Raw genomic sequence first — 6,329 nt, 5'->3', positions numbered from 1 at the left:
CGGGCCGACCAGGTGCGCGTGCAGCGCCAGCTGCGGGCGGGCGTGCAGACGGCCCTGCAGCAAAACGGCGAGCACCGCGAAGAGGTCGTTATCGACAAGCAGATTTTCGACGTCTTCGTGGTGCCTTTCGCCCAGGGCAGCTACGCTAACCTGTATTTCTCGGACGTAACCGAGCGCGAAGCGGCCCGCCGACAACTCCGCGAACATCAGCAGTTTATGGAGCAGGTACTCGATACCATTCCGTCGGCCGTGATGGTGCGCGACGCCGAGCAGCAGCTGGTATTTGGCAACCAGGCCATGCACACCTACTGGGAGATGTCGCCCTTCAACGGCCCCCGCCCCCTGCCGCCGCAAACGCAGGCCGAATTCGACCGCTCGTCCGAGCTCGACGCGCAGGTATTGGCTTCGGGCAAGGAAGTAACGCTGGAGGAGACCCTCACGCTCAGCGACGGCAGCACGCGCTGTTTTTACGCCGTGCGCCGCCCCCTGTACCGGCCCGACGGTACCGTGCAAGTGCTGGCCGTGAGCACCGACATTACGCCGCTCAAGCAGGTGCAGCACACCCTGGAGCGCAGCGAAAAGCAATACCGTGACCTGATGACCTACGGCCAGGCCCTGATTGGGACCTGCGATATGCAGGGAATGGTCATCACCGTGAACCCGGCCCTGGCCCGCCTGCTGCGCGAAGATGCCACCGCCATGGTGGGTACCTCCGTCACGGCCCATATGACGGGGGAAGACCGCGAAGGCTTCGGCCTTTACCTCGAACACCTGGCCCGCACCGGCGAGGCCGAAGGCGTGCTGCCTGTGTACCCGCGCGGCAGCGACCAGCGGCGCTACCTGCACTACCACAATTACGTGGTGCGCGAGCCCGGCCAGGAGCCATACATCGTATCGCATGGGCACGACATCACCGAGCGGGTGCTGGCCAGCAAAGAGTTGAAGCACGCCAAAGAAGCCGCCGAAGCCGCCGTGCGCGCCCGCGAGAATTTCCTGGCCAACATGAGCCACGAAATTCGCACGCCCATGAACGGGGTGCTGGGCGTAGCCAACCTGCTCGCCAAAACCTCGCTCACGCCCGAGCAGCGCGAGTATGTGCGCATCATCCGGGGCTCGGGGCAGCACCTGCTGGCCGTGCTGAACGATGTGCTCGACATGGCCAAAATCACCTCGGGCAAGCTGGAGCTGAACTTCGAGCCATTCGACATTTGCGCCTCCATTCAGGAGGCTGTGAAACCACTTTCGCTGCAAGCCATCGAAAAAGGCATTGCCTGCGTGATGCACCAGCCCGCCACTTCCTACCCGCCCGTTATCGGTGACGCGCATCGGCTCAACCAAGTGCTGCTCAACTTGGTCAGCAATGCCATCAAGTTCACGCCCGCCGGTGGGCAGGTACTCGTGACGAGTGAGGCCCTGGCCGAAACTGCCGATGCCCTCACCGTGCGCTTCGACGTGCGCGATACCGGCGTGGGAATGGCTCCCGAAGTAGTGGCCCGCATCTTCGAGAGCTTCACCCAGGCCTATGCCGATACCGCCCGGCAGTTTGGCGGCACCGGGCTGGGCCTGAGCATCAGCCGCGCCCTGGTGGAGCAGATGAACGGCACGCTCACCGTCGACAGCACTCCCGGCCAGGGCAGCACGTTTGCGTTTTCGCTCACGCTGCCCAAGGCCACGCAACAGACGCCCGAACCCATTCCGGCCGACAGCTACGATACCGGCCTGCTGCAAGGCGCTCGCGTGCTGCTCATCGAAGACAATGAAATCAACCGCATGGTGGCGGCCTGGACCATGCAAAACTGGGGCATTGAGGTGCTGGAAGCCGAAGACGGTCCCGAAGGCCTGCAGCTGTTCGAAACCGCCGGCCCCTTCGATGCCGTGCTCATGGACATTCAAATGCCCGGTATGAGCGGCGTAGAAGCCACAACCCACCTGCGCCAGCACCCCGACCCGATACGCGCCAGCACGCCCATTCTGGCCCTCACGGCCAATGCCTTTCGTAGCGACCACGAGCGCTACCTCGCCGCCGGCCTCAACGACTGCCTGGCCAAGCCCTTTGAAGAAGCCGAGTTGTATGCCAAGCTGCGCCGGCTATTGCACCGGTGATGGAATGGCGGGCGACTGTAGAGACGCATACTTGCATCTCATCGTTGAACGACGCAGCCGACGAGACGCAAGTATGCGTCTCTACACCCATGCACCAGAACAATAAAAAAGCCCGTTTCTGAACCAGAAACGGGCTTTTGGCTGAGGGGATGGGATTCGAACCCACGATGAGCTTGAGACCCATACACACTTTCCAGGCGTGCTCCTTCGACCACTCGGACACCCCTCAAGGTTGTGGTTCGTGGCACAAAGATAGGGTGGAACAATGAGCAAAGAACAATGAGCAATGAACAATTCCTGACGAGTGGCCCAATTGCTGATTGTTCATTGCTCATTGTCAATTGATTTTACAGCGTGATTTCGCCGCGCAGGTCGGTGGCGAGCAGCTCGCGGGTGCGGGCCTCGCTCAGGCCCAGGCCCAGCACGAACATGAGCTTGGTAATGGCGGCCTCAGTGGTGATGTCCTCGCCGCCCACGATGCCCATTTCGGCGAAGCGGGCGCTGGTTTCGTACTTGCCCTGCACCACGCGGCCTTCCTCGCACTGGCTCACGTTCAGGAGCCACACGCCACGCCGGCGGGCCTCGGCCAGGCAATTGAGGAACCACTCGGCCGTGGGCGCGTTGCCCGAGCCGTAGGTTTCGAGCACGCAGCCGCGCAGGCCCGGCACGCCCAGCACGGCCGCTACCACCGCCTCGGTGATGCCCGGAAACAGCGGCAGCACCGCCACGGCAGCTTCCATCTGTTGGTGGACTTTCAGCGGGGCGGCGGGCAGCGGCCGGATGCTTTTGTCGTCGAATTCGAGCCCGATGCCGGCCCTAGCCAGCGGCGGCAGGTTTTCGCTTTTAAAGGCCGCGAATTGCTGGCTTTCGACCTTTTTGGCCCGCGTGCCGCGAATGAGAATGTCGTTGAAGAACACGCACACCTCGGGCACGCGCACGGTGCCGGCCCGGGGGTGGCGGGCGGCCGCGATTTCGAGGGCCGTAATGAGGTTGCGCTGGGCATCGGAGCGGTTGGCTCCCACCGGCACCTGCGCCCCGGTGAACACCACCGGCTTGCCCAAGTTTTCGAGAATGTAGCCGAGCGCCGCGGCCGAGTAGGCCATGGTATCGGTGCCGTGCAGCACCACGAAGCCGTCGAAGTCGGCGTAGTGCCGGCCGATGAGCTGGGCCAGGTAGAGCCAGTCCTGGGGCTCGACGTTGCTGCTATCGATGGGTTCGGGCAGGCTCAGCAGCTCCAGCCGGAAGGGCAGGCGCGTGAGTTCGGGCATCTTGCGGTCGAGGCGGCCGAACTGCATGGGCACCAGGCCGCCTTTGCGGTTCAGGGCCATGCCCACGGTTCCGCCGGTGTAGATGATGAGCAGACGCGGGGCGGTGGCATCGAGGGCATCGGCGCGGGTGGGCAGGGGCAGTAGCGGCAGGTTGAGGTCGGGCATGGGGTGTAGTTTGAGGCCGCAAGTTGGGCAACATTTCAGTAGAATGCTGCCGGAATGCAGGGCCGCATTTGCGGCCGGCGGCAGCCCTGCGCCAACTTCACCCGTATGGGAGCTGTTACGTTACTTCCGATTATGAATTCAACCGACTCCTCCCCTGCCAAACCCGTTTCCGACGTCATCCTCATCGGCGCGGGCATCATGAGCGCCACGCTCGGCGTGCTGCTGAAATCTCTCGACCCCAGCCTCACCATCAGCGGCTTCGAGCGCCTCGACGCGGTGGCCGCCGAAAGCTCCGACGCCTGGAACAACGCCGGCACCGGCCACTCGGCCTTCTGCGAGCTCAACTATACGCCCGAGCGGCCCGACGGCTCGATTGATATTTCCAAGGCCGACAAGATTGCCGAGCAGTTCGAGCTCAGCAAGCAGTTCTGGGCCTCGCTGGTGCAGGAAGGCACCCTGCCCGACCCTACGGCCTTCATCCACAGCATTCCGCACATGAGCTTTGTATGGGGCGAAGCCAACGTGGAATACCTGCGCAAGCGTCACGCCGCGCTGCTGCACTCGCCCCTGTTTCAGGGCATGGAATTCAGCACCGACCCCAAACAGATTGAACAGTGGATTCCGCTGGTGATGGACGGGCGCGACCCCAGCCAGCCGGTAGCCGCCACCCGCATGGCCGTGGGCACCGATGTGAACTTCGGCGCCCTCACCCGCGCCCTCTCCGACCACCTGAAAAGCCTGCCCGGCGTGGACCTGCACCTCGGCCACGAGGTGGAAGACTTCCGCCACAAAGACGATGGCATCTGGCGCGTGAAGGTGAAGGATTTGGCCACCGGCCAGAGCCGCATCGTGCGTGGGCGCTTCGTGTTCATCGGGGCCGGCGGGGGCTCACTGCCGCTGCTCGAAAAGTCGGGCATTCCGGAGGCCCGGGGCTTCGGCGGCTTTCCGGTGAGCGGGCAGTGGCTGAAGTGCCAGAACCCCGCCGTGATTGCCCGGCACGAAGCCAAGGTATACGGCAAGCCCGCACTGGGCGCGCCGCCCATGTCGATGCCCCACCTCGACACGCGCCAGATAAACGGCCGCAAGGAGCTGCTGTTCGGGCCTTACGCCGGTTTTAGCACCAAGTTTTTGAAGAAGGGTTCGTATACCGACCTGTTCAAATCCATCGAGCTGGGCAACATCCGGCCGCTGCTCTACGCCGGGGCGCGCAACCTGGGCCTGACGAAATACCTCATCGGCCAGGTGCTGCAAACGCCCGAGGAACGCACCGCCGCCCTGCGCGAGTATTATCCCGAAGCCAACCCCGCCGACTGGCAGCTCGAAGTGGCCGGCCAGCGCGTGCAGGTTATCAAGAAGGATAAAAAAGAAGGCGGCGTGCTGGAATTCGGCACCGAGATGGTGACAGCCGCCGATGGCTCCATCGCGGCGCTGCTGGGCGCGTCGCCGGGCGCGAGCACGGCCGTGGCCATCATGCTGGAGCTGGTGCAGAAATGCTACCCCGAGCGGGCCGCCTCGCCCGAGTGGCAGGCCCGGTTCCGGCAGTTGGTGCCATCCTTCGGCCAGAAGCTGGCCGATAACCCGGCGCTGGCCGCCACCGTGCGCGAGCACAGCCGCGGGGTGCTGCAGCTGGAGGCGTAGCTTTCGCAGGGCTGATAATATAAAACGTCATGCTGAGCGGAGGCGCAGCCGCAGTATCTCTACCGCAATAGTAAATCCTGTCAATTGGGATTAGTAATGCAGTAGAGATGCTGCGGCTGCGCCTCCGCTCAGCATGACGTTCTTTTTTTATCCAGTTCAGCCCACCGAAAGTCCCGTTTCCAGCTAGCTTTGCGCTATACCTCTATTCTGCGCAAACATGCTGAAAACCTACTTCTTCGCGCCGCTGCTTGCCTTGGCTGGCGCGGCCTACGCCCAAACCCCACCCGCCGAAACCCTGCTGCTGCGCGAGCCGGCCCTGAGCCGCGACAAGCTGGCCTTCAGCTACGCCGGCGACATCTGGCTGGCCAACCGCGACGGCTCGAACCCGCAGCGCCTCACCGTAGGCCCGGGTGTGGAAACCAGCCCGCACTTTTCGCCCGATGGCCAGTTCATTGCCTTCACCGGCGACTACGACCGCAACGCCGACGTGTACGTGGTGCCCGTGAGCGGCGGGCAGCCGCGCCGCCTGACGTGGCACCCCTCGGCCGAAGTGGTGCGCGACTGGACGCCCGACGGGCAGCGCATCCTGTTCAGCGGCGCGCAGGAAGCGTATGCGCGCTCGTTGCAGCTCTTCACAGTGCCGATGAGCGGGGGGCTGCCCACCCGCCTGCCGCTGCTGATGGGCGAGAAAGGCAGCTACTCGGCCGATGGCAAGACGCTGGCCCACACGCACATCACCAACGCCACCAGCACCTGGAAGCACTACCGCGGCGGCCAGACCGGCCCCATCTGGCTGACGGATTTGCAGACGCTGGCCACCGAGGAGATTCCGCACGAAAACGCCACCGATACCAGCCCGCTGTGGCTGGGCGGCAAGGTGTATTTCCTGAGCGACCGGGCCCGCACCAACAACGTGTTCGTGTACGACCCGGCCACCAAAAAAGTAAGCCAGCTGACGCGCCACACCGATTACGACGTGAAGGCGCTGAGCGGCCAGGGCACCGATTTGGTGTACGAGCAGGCCGGGCGGCTGCACGTGCTGAACACCGGCTCGGGCCAGACCACTGACCTGCACATCAGCATTGCGCCCGAGGTGCTGGCGCTGCGGCCGCAGTACCGCAGCGTGGCCGGCATGTTGCGCGGGGCGGCCATCTC

The 6,329-nt window shown here is 64.1% G+C and carries 3 protein-coding genes, 1 tRNA gene and 1 pseudogene; 3 read left to right on the top strand and 2 right to left on the bottom strand.

Going from position 1 to position 6,329, the window contains the following annotated elements:
- Window positions 1-2,103 (top strand): ATP-binding protein (locus tag ACYVDE_RS12290; RefSeq protein WP_460501838.1); only part of this gene is annotated, 2,103 nt, incomplete at its 5' end.
- Window positions 2,104-2,241: 138 nt separating this feature from the next.
- Here the strand turns inward: ACYVDE_RS12290 and ACYVDE_RS12285 are convergent.
- Both ACYVDE_RS12285 and ACYVDE_RS12280 read right to left on the bottom strand, forming a co-directional pair.
- A tRNA-Ser gene (locus ACYVDE_RS12285) sits at window positions 2,242-2,332 on the bottom strand.
- Between the two features lie 118 nt (window positions 2,333-2,450).
- The gene (locus ACYVDE_RS12280; protein WP_460501837.1) at window positions 2,451-3,536 is read right to left on the bottom strand and encodes an asparaginase; all 1,086 of its coding nucleotides are present in this window, start codon (window positions 3,534-3,536) and stop codon (window positions 2,451-2,453) included.
- Window positions 3,537-3,668: 132 nt separating this feature from the next.
- On the opposite strand from ACYVDE_RS12280, the gene ACYVDE_RS12275 reads away from it, so the two are divergent.
- Complete coding sequence (locus ACYVDE_RS12275) at window positions 3,669-5,174, top strand: malate:quinone oxidoreductase (protein WP_460501836.1); 1,506 nt, start codon at window positions 3,669-3,671, stop codon at window positions 5,172-5,174.
- 217 nt (window positions 5,175-5,391) lie between these two features.
- Window positions 5,392-6,329: pseudogene (locus ACYVDE_RS12270) on the top strand (protease); the annotation flags it as partial.

It is taken from the genome of Hymenobacter agri, assembly GCF_054778495.1.
This window is presented reverse-complemented; position numbering and strand designations above follow the sequence as displayed.

Excerpts from the sequence above, each read along its gene's own strand:
- ACYVDE_RS12280 (WP_460501837.1), bottom strand. The coding sequence starts at position 3,536 with ATGCCCGACCTCAACCTGCCGCTACTGCCCCTGCCCACCCGCGCCGAT.
- ACYVDE_RS12275 (WP_460501836.1), top strand. The coding sequence starts at position 3,669 with ATGAATTCAACCGACTCCTCCCCTGCCAAACCCGTTTCCGACGTCATC.